Raw genomic sequence first — 1,043 nt, 5'->3', positions numbered from 1 at the left:
GCACCGAGGCTTGCCGGCGCGTGATGTGCGACAAAGTGCAGGACACGGTCGCGCGCCGACCTGGCGACGCCGTGATAGACGGCGCCGATCAGAGAGAAGAAGAAGGCGGTCGCATGCTCGTGGCGAGCGATCGGTTCCGAGGCGGGTTGCGCTTCGATGATATCATTAACGGGGATGACGACGTCGTCGAGAATGATGTCGTCGCTGGCCGTTGCATGCATGCCCGCGGCGTTCCACGTTTTTTCGATACGCAGGCCGGGTGCATCGGTCGGCACGAGGAAGGAGGCAAGGCGCGGCGTCTCCTCGTCCGTCAGCGCCAGCAGCGCGACCCATTTCAGGATCGGAATGCCGGTGACGTAGCTCTTGCGCCCGGTAATCCGCCAAGTGTCGCCATCGCGTCGTGCTATCGTCTCGGGCAGTGCGCCGTGCGCGGGCGAACCGATGCGCGGCTCGGCCTGGGCGGCGTTGATCAAAGCCAGACCAAGACGGTTTGCCCACAATACACGCTCGGCCAGGTGAGGCGCCCATTTGCCGATGCGGCGAATAGAATAGTGCGTGTTGTAGTGCATGGCGAGGACCAGCGCCGTCGATGGCTCGCCGCGGGCGATTTCGCTGATGATCGCCTGTGCCTCACTGAGACCGCCGCCGAGGCCGCCATGCTCGCGCGCCGTCACGAGCCCGAGGAGGCCGGCTTCAAACAGGCGCTCGAAATTGGCGAAGGGAAAGTCGCCTGTGGCGTCGTGATGGGCGGCACGGGCGGAGAATTCATCGGCAAGGCTTTGCGCCTTGCCGATCGGGTCGTTGAGATCCTGCGTCAGGATTATCGGGATGCTCTGCGTCATGCGACGGCGCGGGTGTCGAAGGCGTCGATGTGACGGCGATCGACCCAGTCGGCGATGGAGAAATCGGCGGCGAGGAAGCCCCAGTCGCGCAGGAAGTCCTTGTAGTGTCCGATGGCATCGACGAGTTCCGGCTGCAGGCCAAGGCCGAGACGGTGGTGGATATCGGGGCCGTTGGCGGCGAGAACCTGTTCTTCTGTCGCA

General features: G+C 64.4%; 1 protein-coding gene and 1 pseudogene. Both read right to left on the bottom strand.

The window, feature by feature from the left end:
- Window positions 1-842 (bottom strand): acyl-CoA dehydrogenase family protein (locus A3AY_RS0114555; protein ID WP_018326388.1); only part of this gene is annotated, 842 nt, incomplete at its 3' end.
- Window positions 839-1,043, bottom strand: a pseudogene (locus tag A3AY_RS35340) (ABC transporter substrate-binding protein); the annotation flags it as partial. The gene A3AY_RS0114555 and the pseudogene A3AY_RS35340, both read right to left, overlap by 4 nt.

This window comes from Rhizobium giardinii bv. giardinii H152, from assembly GCF_000379605.1.
Lineage (GTDB): Bacteria > Pseudomonadota > Alphaproteobacteria > Rhizobiales > Rhizobiaceae > Pararhizobium > Pararhizobium giardinii.
Note: the sequence above shows the minus strand (reverse complement) of the source record. Positions and strands in the feature narration are given on the sequence as shown.